This window comes from Streptomyces sp. NPDC127190, assembly GCF_042672505.1.
GTDB lineage: Bacteria > Actinomycetota > Actinomycetes > Streptomycetales > Streptomycetaceae > Streptomyces.
Genome location: NZ_JBHXVE010000013.1, coordinates 173,413 through 193,071, shown reverse-complemented (window position 1 = coordinate 193,071; position 19,659 = coordinate 173,413). Strand labels below are relative to the sequence as shown.

Below are 19,659 nucleotides of genomic sequence, written 5' to 3'. Positions count from 1 at the left end.
ACAACCTCTGACAAGGTGGTCGAAGCACTACGGGCTTCGCTGAAGGAGAACGAACGGCTCAGGAAGGCGGCCGCGGCCGCGAACGAGCCGATAGCGATCGTCGGGATGGGCTGCCGGTACCCGGCCGGGGTGACCTCCCCGGAGGAGCTGTGGGAGCTGGTCGTGGACGGCCGCGACGCCGTCTCCGGGTTTCCCGCGGACCGCGGCTGGGACCTGGCGTCACTGTTCTCCGACGACCCCGACCGGCCCGGGACCTCGTACACCCGCGAGGGCGGATTCCTGCACGACGCGGCGGAGTTCGACGCCGCCTTCTTCGGGATCTCCCCGCGCGAGGCGCTCGCCATGGACCCGCAGCAGCGGCTGCTCCTTGAGACGTCCTGGGAGGCCGCGGAGCGGGCCGGGCTCGATCCGCGGACGCTGCGCGGCAGCCGTACCGGGGTCTTCGCCGGGGTGATGTACCACGAGTACGGCGCCCGGCCCGGTCTGCCGACCGAGGAGGTGGAGGGCTACCTGGGCACCGGCAGCGCGGGCAGCGTCGCCTCCGGCCGGATCTCGTACACCCTGGGCCTGGAGGGTCCCGCCGTCACGGTGGACACCGCGTGCTCGTCCTCGCTGGTGGCGCTGCACCTCGCCGTGCAGGCGCTGCGCCGGGGCGAGTGCTCGCTGGCCTTCGCCGGCGGGGTGACGGTGATGTCGACCCCGTCGACGTTCGTGGAGTTCAGCCGGCAGCGCGGGCTGGCCCCGGACGGCCGGTGCAAGTCCTTCGCCGACGCGGCGGACGGCGCCGGCTGGAGCGAGGGCGCCGGGGTGCTGCTGCTGGAGCGGCTCTCCGACGCGCGCCGCAACGGCCGGCGGATCCTCGCGGTGGTGCGCGGCAGTGCGGTCAACCAGGACGGCGCGAGCAGCGGGCTGACCGCGCCGAACGGGCCGTCGCAGCAGCGGGTGATCCGGCAGGCGCTGGACGACGCGGGTCTGACGACCGCGGACGTCGATGTGATCGAGGGCCACGGCACCGGCACCCCGCTCGGCGATCCGATGGAGGCCCAGGCCATCCTGGCGACCTTCGGCGCGGAGCGGGAACGCCCGCTGTGGCTGGGCTCGGTGAAGTCCAACATCGGACACACCCAGGCGGCCGCCGGGATCGCCGGGGTCATCAAGATGGTGCTGGCGCTGCGCCACGAGCTGCTCCCCCGGACCCTGCACGTCGACCGGCCCTCGACCCGGGTGGACTGGTCGGCGGGCGCGGTGGAGCTGCTGACCGAGAACCGGCCGTGGCCGGACCCGGGGCGGCCGCGCCGCGCCGGGGTGTCGTCCTTCGGCATCAGCGGCACCAACGCCCATGTGGTGGTGGAGGCGGCGCCCGCCACCGAGCAGGACACGGACCCCGTACGGCCCTCCCAGGTGCCGGACCGCGCGCTGCCGTGGGTCGTCTCGGGCCACAGCGAGGAGGCGCTGCGGGCGCAGGCCGAGCGGCTGCGCCGGCATCTCGCGGACCACCGCGACGCGTACCTCGCCGATGTGGCGTACTCGCTGGCCACGACGCGCACGGCGTTCGAGCACCGGGCGGTCGTCGTGGCCGCGGACCGCGCGGAGCTGGACCAGGGCCTGCGCCGGCTGGCGAACGGCGAACCGCCCGCCGTCGGCGCGCGCGGCACGGTGTCCGGGGGCCGGCTGGCGGTGCTGTTCACCGGTCAGGGCGCCCAGCGCGTGGGCATGGGCCGCGCGTGGTACGCCCAGTACCCGGTGTTCGCGCAGGCCTTCGACGCGGTGTGCGCGGAGCTGGACCGGCACCTGGACCGGCCGCTGCGCGAGGTGGTCATGGGCGCGCCCGGCACCGAGGGCCTGCTGGACGAGACCGGCTGGACCCAGCCGGCCCTGTTCGCCGTCGAGGTGGCGCTGTACCGGCTGGTGGAGTCCTGGGGCGTACGGGCGGACCTGGTGTCCGGCCACTCCATCGGCGAGCTGGCCGCGGCGCATGTCGCCGGGGTGCTGTCCCTGCCGGACGCGGCCGTCCTGGCCACGGCCCGGGGCCGTCTGATGCAGGCGCTGCCGCGCGGCGGGGCGATGACCGCGGTGCAGGCGAGCGCGGAGGAGGTGGCCCCGCTGCTGGCCGAGCGGGACGGGCGTGCCGGGCTCGCGGCGGTCAACGGCCCGTCGTCCGTGGTGGTCGCGGGTGACGAGGACGCGGTGTCCGAGGTGGCCGCGCACTTCGCCGGGCTGGGCCGCAGCACCAAGCGGCTGCGGGTCAGCCACGCCTTCCACTCGCACCGCATGGACGCCATGGTCGCGGAGTTCGAGGAGGTGGTGCGGGGGGTGACCCTGCGCGCCCCGGAGATCCCGCTGGTGTCCGCGCTGACCGGGACCCTGGTGCCGGCCGAGGAGGTGTGCAGCCCCGCGTACTGGGCCCGGCACGCCCGGGAGACGGTGCGGTTCCTCGACGCCGTGCGCACGCTGGAGGCCGAAGGGGCCACCGTGTTCCTGGAGCTGGGCCCGGACGCGGTGCTCGCGGCCATGGCCCAGGAGTGCGTCACCGGCGAGGGCGCCGTGTTCGCCGCGGCGGCCCACCGTGACACGCCGGAGCAGCAGACGCTGCCGGCGGCGCTGGGCGCGCTGTACGCGCGCGGGGTCGCGGTGGACTGGCCGGCGGTGTTCGCCGGTACCGGCGCCCGGCCGGTCGAACTGCCGACGTACGCCTTCCAGCGCGAGCGGTACTGGCTGGCGGCGGACGCGGCGGACCCGCTCCCGGCGCTGGTGGACGACCACCGCTACCGCCTCGACTGGGCGGCCCTGGACGCGGCCGCGGGCCCGGGCCGGCTGTCCGGCCGGTGGCTGCTCGTGTCCCCCGAGGGCGTTGACGACGCCGACGCCCTGGCGGCCGTGGTGCGGGCGGCCTGTGAAGGCGCCGGCGCGGACGAGGTACGCCACCTGGCGCTCACCGCCGGCGACGCGGCCGACCGCTCGGCACTCGCCGCCCGGCTGCGCGACATCGCGGCCGACGGTGCGCCGGCCGGGGTGCTGTCCCTGCTGGCACTGGACGAACGACCCCTGTCCGACCCGGAGTTCGCGGCCGCCGGACACTCCGCCATGGCCCAGGGGCTGGCCGCCACCGTCGTACTGACGCAGGCGCTGGACGACGCCGGGATCGACGGCCCGCTGTGGCACCTGACCCAGGGTGCGGTGGCGGTCGGCGCCGACCCGGTGCGGCATCCGGCGCAGGCCGCCGTGTGGGGGCTGGGCAGGGTCGCGGCGCTCGAACGGCCGGACGGCACCGGCGGCCTGGTCGATCTGCCGGAGCTGCTCGACGAGCCCGCGCTGCGGCACCTGACCGGTGTCCTCGCGGACCCCGGCGAGGAGACCCAGCTGGCCGTCCGCGCCGACGCCGTCCACGGCTGCCGGCTGGTGCGCGCCCCGCTGGCCCAGACGCCGGTACGGCGTACCTGGCGGCCGGCCGGAGCCGCGCTGGTGACCGGCGGCACGGGTGCGCTCGGCGCGCAGGTGGCCCGCTGGCTGGCCGCCCGGGGCGTGCCCCACCTGCTGCTGCTCAGCCGGCGCGGCCCCGACGCCCCCGGGGTGGCCGAGCTGACGGCCGAACTCAAGGAACTGGGCAGCGAGGTGACCGTCGCCGCCTGCGACCTCGCCGACCAGGAGGCGCTGCGCCGGGCCGTCGCGGCGCTGCCCGCGGAGCACCCGGTGACCACGGTCGTCCACGCGGCGGGCGACATCCAGCGGGAGAAGCCGCTGGCCGAGTGCTCGCTCGCGGAGATCGCCGAGGTGCTGTCCGGCAAGGTCGAGGGGGCCCGGAACCTGGACGCGGTCTTCGACGGCGGCCCCGGCCGCTCCCCCGACGCGTTCGTGCTGTTCTCCTCCGGCGCCGGGCTGTGGGGCAACGTCGGCCAGGCGGCCTACGCGGCGGCCAACGCCTTCCTGGACGCGCTGGCGAGCGAGCGCCGCGCCCGCGGGCTGGCCGCGACCTCGGTGGCGTGGGGCGCGTGGGACGGCGGTGGCATGGCGGCCGCCGAGGGCGCGGGCGAGCTGCTGCGCGAGCGCGGGGTGCCGCTGATGGCACCGGAGACGGCGCTGGCGGGACTCCAGGCGGCCCTCGACCGCGACGAGACCCTCACGGCCTTCGCCGGCATCGACTGGGAGCGGTTCGCGCCCGCGTACAGCCTGACCCGGTCCCGGGCGCTGCTGGCCGACCTGCCCGACGCGCGGCGCGCCGTGCAGGGCGGGACCGGGTCCGGCGGGGCGGACGCCGCCCTGCGGGAGCGGCTCGCGGGGCTGGCCGAGGACGAGCAGGACCGGCTGCTGCTGGAGCTGGTGCGCGACCGGGCGGCCGCCGCCCTCGGGCACCGCTCGGCCGAACAGGTCCGCGCCTCGCAGGCGTTCAAGGACCTCGGCTTCGACTCGATGGCGTCGCTGACCCTGCGCAACCGGCTCGCCGAGGCCACCGGTCTCTCCCTGCCCACCACGGTGGTCTTCGACCATGCCACCCCGGCCGCGCTGGCCCGGCATCTGCGCGAGCAGCTGCGGCCCGACACGGCGGGCGCGGAGGCGGTGCTCGCCGAGGTGGACCGGTGGGCGGCGGCCGTGGAGGCGCTGGAGCCCGACGCCGAGGCGCACGGCCGGGTCGTCGCCCGGCTGCGCTCGCTGCTGTGGAAGTGGGACCGGTCCGGCGCGGGCGCCGCGACGGGGCCGGCCGACGACGCCCTGGACCTCGCCAGTGACGAGGAGATCTTCGACATCGTCGACAAGGAGCTGGGAATCTCGTGACGACCTCAGAGGACAAACTCCGGCAGTATCTGAAGCTCGTCACCACCGAGCTGCGCCAGACCCGGGCCCGGCTCGAGGACGCCGAGGAGCAGCGGTACGAGCCGGTGGCGATCGTCGCCATGGGGTGCCGCTTCCCCGGGGACGTCGAGACCCCCGAAGACCTGTGGCGGCTGGTCGCCGACGGCACGGACGCGGTCACCGGCCTGCCGGAGGACCGCAACTGGGACGTGGCGGGCCTGTACGACCCGGAGCCGGGCCGGCCGGGCAAGAGCTACGCCCGGGAGGGCGCCTTCCTGCGCGACCCGGCGGGCTTCGACGCCGAGTTCTTCGGCATCAACCCGCGTGAGGCCCTGGCGACCGACCCCCAGCAGCGGCTCTGGCTGGAGATCGTCTGGGAGGCGCTGGAGCGCGCCGGGATCGTCCCGGAGAGCCTGCGCGGCAGCCGGGCCGGGGTCTTCGTCGGGCTGACGCACCAGGGGTACGCGTTCCCCACCCGGGCGGACGAGGCCGACGAGGTGGCCGGCTACCGGCTGACCGGCAGCACCGCGGCCGTGGCGGCCGGGCGCACCTCCTATGTGCTCGGGCTGACCGGCCCGGCGGTGACCATCGACACCGCGTGCTCCTCCTCGCTGGTGGCGCTGCACCAGGCGTGTCACGCGCTGCGCTCCGGAGAGTGCTCGCTGGCGCTGGCCGGCGGGGTCACGGTGATGTCCACGCCGAACGCCTTCGTGGAGTTCAGCCGGCAGCGCGGGCTGGCCGCGGACGGCCGGTGCAAGTCGTTCGCCGCGGCGGCCGACGGCACCGGCTGGGGCGAGGGCGCCGGCGTGCTGGTGCTGGAGCGGCTGTCCGACGCGCGGCGCAACGGCCATCCGGTGCTCGCCGTGATCCGCGGCTCCGCCGTCAACCACGGGGGCGCCGGCAACGGGCTGACGGCCCCCAACGGCCCCTCCCAGCGCCGTCTGATCGAGGAGGCGCTGGCCGCCGCCCGGCTGACGCCCGCCGACGTCGACGCGGTCGAGGCGCACGGGACGGGGACCACGCTGGGCGATCCGATCGAGGCGCAGGCGCTGCTCGCGACCTACGGTCAGGGGCGCCCGGCGGACCGCCCGCTGTGGCTGGGCTCGGTGAAGTCCAACATCGGCCACACCCAGGCGGCCTCGGGCGTGGCCGGGGTGATCAAGATGGTGATGGCGCTGCGGCACGGCGTGCTGCCGCGCACGCTGCACGTGGACGAGCCCACCCCGCACGTCGACTGGTCGGCCGGCGCGGTCCGGCTGCTCACCGACGAGCAGCCCTGGCCCGGCTCCGACCGGCCGCGCCGTGCGGGCGTGTCGTCGTTCGGCGTCAGCGGCACCAACGCCCATGTCATCGTGGAGCAGGCGCCGCAGGAGGAGCCCGCCCCCGAGTCCGCCGGCCCCTCCTCCGCCTCCGACCAGGACGTGGTGCTGCCGTGGCTGCTGTCCGCCCGGAGCGCGGAGGCGCTGCGTGCGCAGGCGGCCCGGCTCGCCGCGTACGCCGAGGCCCGTCCGGAGCTGTCCGACGCGGCCATCGGCCGGGCCCTCGCCACCACCCGGTCCGTCTTCGCGCACCGCGCGGTGGTGGTCGGCGGTGACCGCGGCGAGCTGGTCAAGGGGCTGGTGGCGGTGGACCGGGGCGAGGAGTCCCCCGCGGTGGTGTGCGGCCGTACCCGCGAGGACCGGGACGGCACCGGGTCCCCGGCCGGGCGGGAGCGGACGGTGTTCGTCTTCCCCGGCCAGGGCTCGCAGTTCGCCGGCATGGCCGCGGGCCTGCTGGAGTCGGAGCCGGTGTTCCGGGCGGCCGTCGAGGAGTGCGCGGAGGCCCTGGCACCGCATGTGGACTGGTCGCTGCTGGACGTGCTGCGCGGCGAGGCCGGGGCCGACTGGCTGGAGCGGGTGGACGTCGTACAGCCGGCGCTGTTCGCGGTGATGGTGTCGCTGGCCGCGCTGTGGCGGTCGGTGGGCGTGGAGCCGGACGCGGTGGTGGGCCACTCGCAGGGCGAGATCGCCGCCGCGTGTGTGGCGGGCGTGCTGTCGCTTCAGGACGCGGCCCGGGTGGTGGCCGTGCGCAGCAAGGCGCTGCGGGCGCTGGCCGGCCGCGGCGGCATGGTGACGGTCGCGCTCGGCGAGGAGGCGGCCGCGGCGCGCATCGCGCCGTGGGCCGGCCGGCTGTCGGTGGCCGCCGTCAACAGCCCGTCCTCGGTGGTGGTCTCCGGCGACGGGGACGCCCTGGAGGAGCTGCTGGCCGGGTGTGCCGAGGACGGCGTGCGGGCCCGCCGGATCCCGGTGGACTACGCCTCGCACTCCCCGCAGGTCGAGGAGGTGCGCGAGGACCTGCTGGCGGCGCTGGCCGGGATCGAGCACCACACGCCGCGGGTGGCGTTCTGTTCGACGGTGACCGGGACCTTCCTGGACGAAGATGGGCTGGACGCCGGGTACTGGTACCGCAATCTGCGCCGGCCGGTGCGGCTGGCGCAGGTGACCCAGGCGCTCGCGGCCGAGGGCTACGGGGTGTTCCTGGAGGTCAGCCCGCACCCGGTGCTGACCGTCCCGCTCCAGGAGACGATGGAGGCGGCCGAGGCGCCCGGCGTGCTGGTCGCCGGGACGCTGCGCCGGGACGACGGCGGGCGGGCCGGATTCCTGCGCGCGGCGGGCGGGCTGTTCGTGCACGGCGTCCCGGTCGACTGGGCGCGGCTGTTCCCGCAGGACGGCGGGGCCCGGCCGGCGGTGGACCTGCCGACGTACCCCTTCCAGCGGCAGCACTACTGGCTGGACGACCGGGACGCGGGCGCGGACGTCACGGCGGCGGGGCTCGCGCCGGGCGGCCATCCGCTGGTCGGGGCGGTCGTCGCGGCGGCCACCGGCGAGGGGCTGGTGCTCAGCGGGCGCCTCTCGGTGCGCACCCATCCCTGGCTCGCCGACCACGCGGTGCACGGCGCGGTGCTGCTGCCCGGGACCGCCTTCCTCGAACTGGCGCTGTACGCGGGCCGGTTGCTGGACGCGGGGCGGGTGCAGGAGCTGACCGTCGAGGCTCCGCTGACGCTGAGCGAGGACGGCGAGGTGACCCTTCAGCTGGTGGCCGACCGCCGTGCGGACGGGGCGGGCTGGACCGTGGGCGTGCACTCCAGGACCGGGGACGACGAGCCCTGGACCCGGCACGCGTCCGGGGTCCTCGCCGAGGACGCGCCCGCGCCCGCCGCCGGGTTCGCGGCCTGGCCGACGCCGGGCGCCGTCCCGGTCGACGTGCGCGACCACTACCTCCGGCTGGCCGACCGCGGCTACGCGTACGGACCGGCCTTCCAGGGGCTGGCCGCCGCCTGGCGGCTGGGCGACTCCGTGCTCGCCGAGGTACGGCCGGCCGAGGAGAACCTGGCCGACGCCGAGGCCTTCGGCCTGCACCCGGCGCTGCTGGACGCGGCCCTGCACGCCGTCGCCTTCACCGGCGGGGACGCGGCGGAGCCGGGGCCCGCGCTGCTGCCGTTCTCCTGGAGCGATGTCTCGCTGCACGCCGTCGGCGCGGGAGCGGTGCGGGCGGTGCTGTCCCCGGCGGGCAAGGACGCCGTGACGGTCGCCCTCTTCGACGCGGCCGGGCTGCCCGTCGCCACGGTGGGCTCGCTGGCCCTGCGCCCGGTCGACCCCGAACGGCTGGCCGCCGCCTCCGCGGCCGGCCACGACGGGCTGTTCCGCCTGGACTGGCCGGCCGCACCGGCCGCCGGGGACCCGGGCGACACCGCGCCGGAGGACTGGGCCCTGGTGGGTCCCGGCCTCGACGAGGTCGCGGCCGCGCTTCCCGGCGTACGGCACCACGCCGACCTGGCGGCCCTGGCCGACGGCGTCGGCCCGGACGGGACCGCCCCGGGCACGGTGCTGGTGTCCTGCGTGCCGGCCCCCGCCGAGGCGGGGGACGTGCACGGCGTGGCGGCGCGGACGCTGGGGCTGGTGCGGGAGTTCCTCGCCGACGAACGGCTCCTGGCGGCGCGGCTGGTGATGCTCACCCGGGGTGCGGTCGCGGCGGACGCCACGGACGTCCCGGACCCCGCGCAGGCGGCGGTCTGGGGGCTCGTACGGACCGCGCAGACCGAACACCCCGGCCGGTTCGTACTGGTGGACCTCGACGGCGCCGCAGCGCCGGCCGGGCCGCCGGTCGCCGCCCTGGCCACCGGCGAGCCGCAGCTCGCCGTGCGCGCGGGCGAGGTCCGGGTACCGCGGCTCGCGCGGGCCGGCGGAGCGGAGCGGCAGCCCGCCGGGCGGCCCTCCTTCGCCGGGGGCACCGTCCTGATCACCGGCGGCACCGGGCTGCTCGGCGGGCTGCTGGCCCGTCATCTGGTCACCGGGTACGCGGCCGAGCGGCTGCTGCTGGTGAGCCGTCAGGGGCCGGCCGCGCCGGGCGCCCCCGAGTTGGTGGCGGAGCTGGCCGCGCTCGGAGCCACGGCCGAGGCCGTCGCCTGCGACGTGTCCGACCGGGACGCGCTGGCCGCGGTGTTCGACCGGATCCCGGCCGCGCAGCCGCTGACCGCCGTGATCCACGCGGCCGGGGTGCTGGACGACGCGGTGGTGACCGATGTGACCCCGGACCGGCTGGACCGCGTGCTGCGGCCCAAGACCGACGCGGCCGGGCATCTGGACGCGCTGACCCGCGGGCTGGACCTGTCGGCGTTCGTGCTGTTCTCGTCGGCCTCCGGGACCCTCGGCACGGCCGCGCAGGGGGCGTACGCCGCGGCCAACGCCGCCCTGGACGCGCTGGCGCAGCGCCGCCGCGCGGACGGTCTGCCCGCCACCTCGCTGGCCTGGGGGTTCTGGGCGCAGCAGAGCGGGATGACCGGGCATCTCGGCGAGCTGGACCTGGCCCGGATCGCCCGGTCCGGGATGCGCCCGCTGACCTCCGAGGAGGGGCTGGCGCTGTTCGACCGGGCGCTGGCGGCCGGCGACCCGGTGCTGGCACCGCTGCGGATCGACACCGCGGCGCTGCGGGCCCGGGCCGCCGCCTCCGACGCGGTGCCGGCGGTGCTGCGCGCCCTGGCCGGTCCCGCGGTGCGCCGGGCGGCGGCCGCAGGAACCGGTGCGCGCCCGGCGGAGCAGCCGGCGCTCGCGGGCCTGGCGGAGCTGCCGGCCGAGGAGCGGGCGCGGGTGCTGCTGGAGCTGGTGCGGACCACGGTGGCGGCGGTGCTGGGCCACCGCTCCCCCGACGAGGTGCCGGAGACCCGCGGCTTCGTGGAGATGGGCTTCGACTCGCTGACCGCGGTCGAGCTGCGCAACCGGCTCGCCGCCGCCGTCGGACGGCGCCTGCCGACCACCCTCGTCTTCGACCACCCCACGCCCCGCGCCGTCGCCCGGCACCTGGACACGCTGCTGGCCCCGGCCGCGGCACCGGACGGGGACGACGTCCTGGCCGGCCTCGACCGGCTGGCGGCCGGGCTGCGCGCCGCGGACGAGGGGGGCGAGCTGCGCGAGCAAGCCGTGGCGCGGCTGTCGGAGCTGCTGGCCGAGCTGACCGGAGCCGCCGCCGACGCGGGGCCGGGGCTCGACGGCGCCACCGACGAGGAGCTCTTCGACCTGGTCGACAACCGGTTCAGCAATGCCAATTGACGAGCGTGACCAGCGTGACCAGCCGTCGTGCCGGCTGTCGGGAAGGTGTGGAACGCATGGCGGATGAGAACAAGCTCCGCGAATATCTCAAGCGGGCGATCGCGGAGGGACAGCAGACCCGGCAGCGCCTGGACGAGGTGGAGGCCAGGGCCCGGGAACCGATCGCGGTGGTCTCCATGGCCTGCCGGTTCCCCGGGGGCGCCACCGGCCCCGAGGAGCTGTGGCGGCTGGTCGCCGACGGCCGTGACACGCTCTCCGGGCTGCCCGCCGACCGGGGCTGGGACCTGGACCGGCTGCTCGGCGACGCCGACGGGCCGGGCAGGTCGCACGCCGGGGTGGGCGGCTTCCTGTACGACGCCGCGGACTTCGACCCGGAGTTCTTCGGGATCAGCCCGCGCGAGGCGCTGGCGATGGACCCCCAGCAGCGGCTGGTGCTGGAGCTGGCCTGGGAGGTCATGGAGCGGGCCCGGATCGCCCCGGACTCGCTGCGCGGCAGCCGGACCGGGGTCTTCCTCGGGGTGATGTACAGCGACTACGGCAGCCGGGTCACCCAGGCCCCGGAGGAGCTGGAGGGGTATATCGGCAACGGCAGCGCGGGCAGCGTCGCCTCCGGCCGGCTGGCGTACACGTTCGGGCTGGAGGGCCCGGCGGTGACGGTGGACACCGCGTGCTCGTCGTCGCTGGTGGCGCTGCATCTGGCGAGCAACGCGCTGCGCAACGGGGAGTGTTCGCTGGCGCTGGCCGGCGGGGTGACGGTGATGTCCACCCCCGGGGTGTTCGTGGAGTTCAGCCGGCAGGGCGGGCTGGCCACGGACGGCCGGTGCAAGTCGTTCGCCGCGGCGGCCGACGGCACCGGCTGGGGCGAGGGCGCCGGTCTGCTGGTGCTGGAGCGGCTGTCCGACGCGCGGCGCAACGGCCATCCGGTGCTCGCCGTGATCCGCGGCTCCGCCGTCAACCAGGACGGCGCGAGCAGCGGACTGACCGTGCCGAACGGCCCCTCCCAGCAGCGGGTCATCCGGGCGGCGCTGGACCGGGCCAGGCTGTCCCCGGCGGACGTGGACGCCGTCGAGGCGCACGGCACCGGCACCCGGCTCGGCGACCCGATCGAGGCGCAGGCGCTGCTCTCGACCTACGGCCAGGGCCGCCCGGCGGACCGTCCGCTGTGGCTGGGCTCGGTGAAGTCCAACATCGGCCACACCCAGGCGGCGGCCGGGGTCGCCGGGGTGATCAAGATGGTGATGGCGCTGCGGCACGGCGTGCTGCCGCGCACGCTGCACGTGGACGAGCCCACCCCGCACGTCGACTGGTCGGCGGGCGCGGTACGGCTGTTGACGCAGGACCAGCAGTGGCCGGCGTCCGACCGGCCGCGCCGCGCGGGTGTCTCGTCCTTCGGCGTCAGCGGCACCAACGCCCATGTGATCCTGGAGCAGGCACCGCAGGAGGAGCCCGCCCCGGAGCCCGCGGCCGTCCCCTCCGCCTCCGACCAGGACGTGGTGCTGCCCTGGCTGCTGTCCGCCCGGAGCGAGGAGGCGCTGCGCGCGCAGGCGGCCCGGCTGGTGGCGCATCTCGACGCCCGCCCGGACGAGCGGCCCGTCGACACCGCCTGGTCGCTGAGCCGGCGCGCGGTGCTCGACCACCGTGCGGTCGTGGTGGCCCGGGACCGGGACGAGGTGCGCCGGACCCTGCGGGCGCTCGCGGACGGCGGCACCGCGCCCGGCCTGGTGCGGGGCACGGCCGGCGGCGCGGGTCTCGCCTTCCTGTTCACCGGCCAGGGCAGCCAGCGCCGGGAGATGGGCCAGGAACTGTACGCCGCCTTCCCGGCGTTCGCCGATGCGCTGGACACCGTCTCGGAGGCGCTCGACGCCCATCTGGACCGTCCGCTGAAGGAGGTCGTCGCCGGCGCCGCGGACGCGGACGGTCTGCTGGACGAGACCGCGTACGCGCAGCCCGCGCTGTTCGCCTTCGAGGTGGCGCTGTTCCGGCTGCTCGAACAGTGGGGTGTGCGGCCGGACTTCGTCGCCGGCCACTCGATCGGCGAGCTGGCCGCGGCGCACGCCGTCGGGGTGCTGTCCCTGCCGGACGCCGCGCTGCTGGTCGCCGAGCGCGGCCGGCTGATGCAGCGGATGCCGTCGGGCGGCGCGATGGTCGCGGTCCAGGCCGCCGAGGAGGAGGTGCTGCCGTATCTGGCCGACTTCCACGGCAGGGTCGCCGTCGCGGCGGTCAACGGGCCGTCCTCGGTGGTGCTCAGCGGCGATCTGGCCGCGGTCGAGGAGACGGCGCGGATGTTCGGCGCGCGCGGGCGCAAGACCCGGCGGCTGACGGTGAGCCACGCCTTCCACTCGGCGCACATGGACGGGATGCTGGACGCCTTCCGGGAGGTGGCGCGAGGCCTTCAGTTCCGGCCGCCGCGGATCCCGCTGGTGTCCACCCTGACCGGGGCCGTGGCCACCGCGGAGGAGCTGGCTTCGCCCGACTACTGGGTGCGCCATGCGCGGGGCTCGGTGCGGTTCCTGGACGCCGTGCGCACGCTGGAGGCCCGGGGCGCCGGGAAGTTCCTGGAGCTGGGTCCGGACGGTGTGCTGACGGCGATGGCGCAGAGCTGCCTCACGGCGGAGGGCGCGGTGTCCGCGGCGACCGCGCGCGCCGGCCGCTCGGAGGCGGAGACACTGGTCGCGGCCGTGTCCCGGATGCACGCGCACGGCACACCGGTGGACTGGGACGCGTACTTCGCGGGCACCGGTCCCCGGCCGGTCGACCTGCCCACCTATCCGTTCCAGCGGCGCCGGTTCTGGCTGGACCCGACCGCGGACGGGACGGCGGCCGGAGCACCGGACCTGGCCGGTCTGCGCGCGGTGGAACACGCCCTGCTGCGGGCCGCGGTGGAGCTGCCGACCGGGGACGGGATCCTGTTCACCGGCCGGCTGTCCGCGGCCGAGCACCCCTGGCTCGCCGACCACACGGTGCTCGGCGCCCCGCTGCTGCCCGGTACCGCCCTGGTGGACCTGGCGCTGGCGGCCGGCCGGGAGGCGGGGCTGCCGGAGCTGGAGGAGCTGACCCTTGAGGCGCCGCTGGTCCTGGACGGGGACGGCGCGGTGACCGTCCAGGTCTTCCTCGGCCCGGCCGACGACTCGGGGCGCCGCCCGGTGAGCATCCACTCGGCCGCCGGGGACGCGGCGCCGGGACAGCCGCCGGTGCGGCACGCCACCGGTGTGCTCGCCGCCCCGGCCGGCGGGGAGCCGGAACCGCTCGCGGTGTGGCCGCCCGAGGGCGCCGACGCGATCGGGGTGGCGGACCTGTACGACGATCTCGCCGCCGCGGGGCTGGGCTACGGCCCGGTGTTCCGCGGGCTGCGCGCGGCGTGGCGGCGCGGTGCGGAGGTGTTCGCCGAGGTGGCGTTCCCCGCCGAGGACGCGGGGGGCACCGACGGGTTCGGTGTGCATCCGGCGCTGCTGGACGCGGCCCTGCACGGGGCCGCCCTGGGCGGTCTGGTCGAGGGTGGGGGCGCGGCGCGGGTGCCGTTCTCCTGGAACGGCGTGGCGCTGCATCGCACCGGCGCGGCGCGGCTGCGCGTCAGGCTGGCACCGGCCGGGAGCGACGGGGTCGCGGTGACGGCCGCGGACGAGGAGGGGCGGCCGGTGGCATCGGTGCGGTCCCTGGTGCTGCGGCCGGTCTCGCCGGAGCAGATCCGGGCCGCGGGCGGGGTACGGCGCGATGTGCTGTTCCGGCTCGACTGGCCGCGTCTCGACGAGCAGCCGGCGCCGGAGCAGGACGCGGCCCCGGTGCGGCGCTGCGCGGTGCTGGGCCCGGACGCCGACGGACCGGCGGCGCGGTGGGCGGCCGGGCTGGAGGCCGCCGGTGTCGAGGTCGTCCGCGCGGCCGAGATGGGGCAGTGGCACGAGCCGGTGCCGGACGCCGTCGTCCTGGCCGGGGACACCGGGGCCGGGCGCAACGCCGTACACGAGGCGCTCGCGGCGGCCCAGGCGTGGCTCGCGGACCCGCGCTTCGCCGGCGCCCGGCTGGCGTTCGTGACCGAGGGCGCGGTGGCCGCCGCCGGCGGGGACACCGTCCCGGCGCCGGCGCAGGCGGCCGTGTGGGGGCTGATCCGGTCCGCGCAGACGGAGAACCCGGGCCGTTTCGTGCTCGTCGACATGGACGCTGCCGAGGAGTCGCCGCGGGCGCTGGCCGCGGCGCTCGGCAGCGGCGAACCCCAGCTGGCGATCCGCGCCGGCGCGCTCACGGTCCCCCGGCTCGCCCGGGTCGCGGCGCCCGCCGCGCCGGAGCAGCTCGCGGACCCGGACGGCACCGCCCCCCGCCCGCCCGCGCCGGACCCGGAGGGCACCGTGCTGGTGACCGGCGGCACCGGCGGGCTCGGCGCCCAGGTGGCGCGGCGGCTGGTCGTCCGGCACGGGGTACGGCATCTGCTGCTGGCGAGCCGGCGCGGTCCGGCGGCCGACGGCGCCGCCGAGCTGGCCGGCGAACTCACCGCGCTGGGTGCCCGGGTGACCGTCGCCGCCTGCGACGTGGCCGACCGGGAGGCGCTGGCCCGGCTGCTGGCGGACATCCCGGCCGCGCATCCGCTGACCGCCGTGGTGCACACCGCCGGGGTCCTGGACGACGGGGTGCTCACCTCGCTGACCCCCGAGCGGCTGGACGCGGTGCTGCGGGCCAAGGCGGACTCCGCGGCGCATCTGCACGAGCTGACCGGCGACGCCCGGCTCTCGGCGTTCGTCCTGTTCTCCTCGGCGTCCGGGGTGCTGGGCGCCGCGGGGCAGGGCAACTACGCCGCCGCGAACGCCTGGCTCGACGCCCTGGCGCAGCACCGGGCCGCGCGCGGGCTGCCCGGGGTCTCGCTGGCCTGGGGTCCCTGGGAGGAGCAGCAGGGCGGCATGACCGCCACGCTGGACCGGGGCGAGCTGGCCCGGTTCGCGCGCACCGGTGTCGCCGCCCTCCCCGCCGACCAGGCGCTCGCCCTGTTCGACGCGGTCTGGGCGGGCGAGGACCCGCTGCTGGTGCCGATGCGTCTGGACACCGCGGTGCTGCGCGGCAGCGCGGGCGGCACGGACGTACCGGCCGCACTGCGCGGACTGGTGCCCCCGGCGCGGCGCCGGCCGGCCCCGGCCGCCCGGCCGCTCGCCGAGCTGGCCGGGGAGGAGCGGGCCGCGGCGCTGCGCGAGCTGGTGCGGGCGCGCGCGGCCGGGGTGCTCGGCCATGCCGCGCCGGAGGAGTTCGACGACAGCCGGCCGTTCCTGGAGTCCGGGTTCGACTCGCTGACCGCGGTGGAGCTGCGCAACGCGCTCGGCGAGGCGACGGGCCTCCGGCTGCCCGCCACGGTGGTGTTCGACAGCGGCACCCCCGAGGCGCTCGCCGCCCGGCTGGGCGAGCTGCTGGACGCCGCCCGGCCCGGCGGGGACGGGGCCGGCGCCGCGCCGCAGGACACCATCGACGCCCTGTACCGGCAGGCCTGTGCCGAGGACCGGATCGGCGAGGCGAACGAGTTCCTGATGGCCGCCTCCAGGCTGCGTCCGGCGTTCACCGCCGACCGTGCGGAGGCCGCCGTCCTGGAGCCGCTGCGCCTGGCCACCGGTCCCGAGGAACCCGTGCTGATCTGCTTCCCGAGCGTCGGCGCGTCGTCGAGCCCGTTGCAGTACGCCCGGTTCGCCACCGCGCTGGACGGGGTGCGCACGGTGTCGGTGCTGCCGGTGCCGGGCTTCGTCGCAAACGAGCCGGTGCCCGCCGACTTCGCCGCCATGGTGCAGACCCAGGCCGAGGCGGTGCTGGCTTGCGCGGGCGAGGCGCCGTTCGTCCTGGTCGGCTACTCCTCGGGCGGCTGGCTGGCCAACGCGGTGGCGGGGCAGCTGGAGCGGCAGGGCCGCGGCCCGTCGGCCGTGGTGCTGCTGGACACCTACTTCGTCGACAGCAGTCTGCCGGCGATCCAGCCGGCCCTCACCCGGGGCATGTTCGACCGCGAGGACGTGTTCGGCCGGATCGACCATGTCCGGTGGACGGCGATGGGCGCGTATCTGCGGCTGTTCGCCGACTTCACCCCGTCCGCCACGCGGGCGCCGACGGTGCTGGTCCAGGCCTCGGACCCGATGCCGGCCGCGGACGACACGGCACCGTGGCCCGGCCCCGGGGAACGGACCCTGGCCTTCCCCATGGCCGTACGGCCGGTGCCGGGCGACCACTTCACGATCGTGGAGGACGCCGCCGAAGCGGTCGCGCACGCGGTGCACGACTGGCTCACCTCGAACTGACACCACGTCACACCCGACCGACGAGAGAGAGAACGCACATGTCCGAGACATCGACGGTGACCGGCGAGGACCTGCACGAGTACCCGATGCGGCGCGGCTGCCCCTACCACCCGCCGGCGGAGTACACCGAGCTGGACGCGCAGGGCCCGCTGTCCCAGGTGCGGCTGTACGACGGCCGGACCGCCTGGCTGGTGACCCGGTACCCGGAGACCCGGGAGATGTTCGCCGACGCGAAGGTCTTCTCCTCCGACCACGACAACCCGAAGTTCCCGATCCTCGCCGAGCGGGAGAAGAACTTCCCCGAGTTCACCCAGGAGCTGTTCGGCCTGGACGGCGAGGCGCACAAGGCGCGCCGGAAGATGCTGCTGCCGCGCTTCACCGCCAAGCAGGTGGAGAAGATGCGGCCGATGATCCAGGAGGTCGCCGACGAGCTGATCGACGAGCTGCTGCGGCGCGGCGGCCCGGTCGACCTGGTCGCGGTGCTGGGCAGGCCGCTGCCGTCGCGGGTGATCTGCCGGCTGCTCGGCATCTCCTACGAGGAGCACGAGCTGTTCGAGGTGCACGCCCAGGGCATCATGCAGGCCCCCGACCTGGAGAAGGCGGTGCTGGCCGGCCGGGAGCTGCTCGACTACCTGGTGCAGGTGGTGCAGGCCAAGCAGGACCACCTCGGCGACGACCTGCTCAGCACGCTGATCACCGAGCGGCTGCACACCGGCGAGCTGACCGAGATCGAGGTGTCCAAGCTCATGGTCGCCCTGCTGATCGGCGGCCAGGAGACGACCACCAGCATGATCGGTCTGGGCACCCTCACGCTGCTGGAGCACCCCGACCAGCTGGCGCTGCTGCGCAAGGACCCCAGCCTGCTGCCCGGCGCGGTGGAGGAGCTGATGCGCTTCCTGTCCATCGCGGACCTGACCACGCTGCGGGTGGCCACCCGGGATGTGGAGGTGGCCGGGCAGCAGATCAAGGAGGGGGACGGCGTCATCCTCTCGACCGCCGCCGCCAACCGCGACCCCGCGTTCTTCGAGAACCCCGACACCTTCGACATCCGCCGCTCGACCCAGGGCCACCTGGCGTTCGGGCACGGCCCGCACCGCTGCCTGGGCGAGAACCTGGCCCGGGCCGAGCTGGAGATCCTCTTCGGCACCCTCTTCGACCGGATCCCGACGCTGCGGCTGGCCGTCCCGGTGGACCAGGTCCGCATGAAGGTCGGCATGACGCTGGAGGGTCTGCACGACCTCCCCGTCACCTGGTAGGCGACGCCCCGCCCGGCCGCACACTCCCCGTAAGGAAGCACGCATGGACGACCGTTACGCGATCATCGAGACCTGTGATCGCATGGGCTGGCACACCGACCGGCACGAATGGGACGAGGTCACCGACCTGTTCACGGACAAGGTGCTGCTGGACTACACCAGTCTGCTCGGCGGAGAACCGAGCACGGTGAGCGCCAAGGAGCTGGTCGGTTCCTGGATCGCCGTGCTCGGCGGTTACGACGCCTCCCAGCACCTGATGACCAACCACCTGGTGACGCTGAAGGGCGACACCGCGGAATGCACCGCCTCCTTCCAGGCCACGCACCGGCTGGACAACCTCATGGGTTCCCCGCTGTGGCGGGTCGGCGGAACCTACCGTTTCCACCTCGTCCGGTCCGCGGACCGCTGGAAGATCGACGAGTTGGCGATGACGGTTCTCTGGGCCGAGGGAAACAAGAACATCGCGGATATCGCCGCGGCCCGGCAGGCGGAGCGGAAATCCGGGGAATAGCACTGTGCCCCGCGCCGGGCGCGGCGCATTCGGCGGCCGCGCCCGGCGGAAAAGCCCGGAAACAGTACAACCCGTAAGAGAACACGGCGAAGACGGAAGACAGGAGCACGTTCATCATGGCTCAGGGGAGCAATGCGTCGGCAGGTCTGCCGGGCAAGCGCGCACTCGTCACGGGCGGTACCCGCGGAATCGGCCTGGCGATTGTGCAGCGGCTGGCCGAGGAGGGGGTGACCGTGGTGACCTCGGCACGCAAGGAGGCGCCGGGTCTGCCGGACTCGGTGACGCTGGTGACCGCCGACGTGAGCACCCCGGAGGGCGTACGGCAGCTGGCCGAATCCGCCTTCGAGCTGCTCGGCGGCATCGACATCCTGGTCAACAACGCGGGCGGGGCGAGCAGCGGCGGAATGCCGCAACTCGGCGGGTACGCCTCGATCTCCGACGAGGAGTGGGTCGACGCGCTGAACACGAACTACCTCGCCGCGGTCCGGCTGGACCGGGCCGTGCTGCCGTCGATGGTCGAGCAGGGCAGCGGGGTGATCATCGAGATGGCCTCGACCGTCGCCCGCCGCCCGGCCGGCCCCCTGCTGCACTACGGTGCGGCGAAGGCCGCGCTGGTCAACTACGCGAAGGGGCTGGCCACCGAGGTCGCGCCGCACGGCATCCGGGTCAACAGCATCCTGCCCGGCCTGGTCAGGACGCCCGCCATGGATCTGGTCGCGGAGCACATCATGGGCGCCACCGGGCAGGACAGCGACGCGGTCGTCCAGATGATGGTCCAGTCGGAGGGTTCCCCGATGCCGGGCATCACCGAGCCCTCGGACGTGGCCGACCTGGTGGCGTTCCTCGCCTCGGACCGGGCCCGGCGGATCACCGGTGCCGGCTATGTCCTCGACGGCGGTGCGCTGCCGCAGCTCTGACCGCCGCGGGCGGCTTGCCGACGGACCCTACGGGCCGGTGTCCCACGACACCGGCCCGTAGCCGTGCGGGCGTTACCCCTGGCCGAAAACATGCGCACCGCGGGGCGGAAGGAGAGGGTTCTTGTAGATCCACCCGGGATGCAATTTTTTACAGCTCGAACTCTTCGAATGTATGCTTCAACCTCTTGTCTTGCTCCACCTGCTGATGTGCTGTCAAAACGGCGAATCGGCTTGCGGAGACGGTTGCCGAGCCCCTACCCCCTCCCGCCGATCGGGGTCCGTTCCTACTACGGAGGACAGGAGCATGCCCAAGTCCGCACCGATACCCCACGAATCCTCGAGTGACGG

6 protein-coding genes are annotated in these 19,659 nt (G+C 75.8%); all 6 read left to right on the top strand.

The features are described 5' to 3' along the window. The first annotated feature begins 15 nt into the window (after positions 1-15). The 6 genes from ACFVIU_RS21505 to ACFVIU_RS21480 all read left to right on the top strand — a co-directional run bounded on the left by ACFVIU_RS21505 (position 16) and on the right by ACFVIU_RS21480 (position 19,311). Positions 16-4,770: an SDR family NAD(P)-dependent oxidoreductase gene (locus ACFVIU_RS21505; protein WP_385844357.1), complete on the top strand. Its 4,755-nt coding sequence runs from the start codon at positions 16-18 to the stop codon at positions 4,768-4,770. After that, a complete protein-coding gene (locus tag ACFVIU_RS21500; protein ID WP_385844331.1) occupies positions 4,767-10,373 on the top strand; it encodes a type I polyketide synthase in 5,607 nt (1,868 codons plus the stop codon). Before ACFVIU_RS21505 ends, ACFVIU_RS21500 begins: the two co-directional genes overlap by 4 nt. 47 nt (positions 10,374-10,420) lie before the next feature. Beyond that, entirely contained in the window at positions 10,421-16,627 is a 6,207-nt protein-coding gene (locus ACFVIU_RS21495; protein WP_385844329.1) for a type I polyketide synthase, read from the top strand. Positions 16,628-16,665: 38 nt separating this feature from the next. Next, positions 16,666-17,883, top strand: a complete 1,218-nt coding sequence (locus ACFVIU_RS21490) for a cytochrome P450 (protein WP_385844328.1) — start codon at positions 16,666-16,668, stop codon at positions 17,881-17,883. A 43-nt stretch (positions 17,884-17,926) separates the two neighbouring features. Next, positions 17,927-18,394 (top strand): nuclear transport factor 2 family protein, encoded by a 468-nt coding sequence (locus ACFVIU_RS21485; protein ID WP_385844326.1) that lies wholly within the window; start codon positions 17,927-17,929, stop codon positions 18,392-18,394. Between the two features lie 116 nt (positions 18,395-18,510). Further along, complete coding sequence (locus ACFVIU_RS21480; protein ID WP_385844324.1) at positions 18,511-19,311, top strand: oxidoreductase; 801 nt, start codon at positions 18,511-18,513, stop codon at positions 19,309-19,311. Positions 19,312-19,659 lie beyond the last annotated feature (348 nt).